Genomic DNA, 264 nt, shown 5'->3' with positions numbered 1-264 from the left:
CTGAATCGACACGAACCACTTGCCGCCCGACTGGCTCACTGTGACGTTGCGCAGCTCGCCAAGAACGTCCCGACTGTTGCGGTAACGCAGCGAGCCAAGTTTGGGCAGGAAGATGCGGCTGCTGGCCTCGTCAAGCCTGATCTGCTTCGGGTCCGGGTAGCGGAAAGTGTCGCCGCAACCCTTGCGCTTGAAGCTGGGGAAATCGGCCCGTTTCTCGAAGAAGTTCTTGTACGCCCTCTCCAAGTGCTTCAATGCATGTTGCAG

At 59.1% G+C, this 264-nt stretch carries 1 pseudogene; it reads right to left on the bottom strand.

The features are described 5' to 3' along the window. Positions 1 to 264, bottom strand: a pseudogene (locus F1735_RS34950) (RNA-guided endonuclease InsQ/TnpB family protein); the annotation flags it as partial.

It is taken from the genome of Massilia genomosp. 1 (genome assembly GCF_011682185.1).
GTDB lineage: Bacteria > Pseudomonadota > Gammaproteobacteria > Burkholderiales > Burkholderiaceae_D > Telluria_A > Telluria_A rubra.
This window is presented reverse-complemented; position numbering and strand designations above follow the sequence as displayed.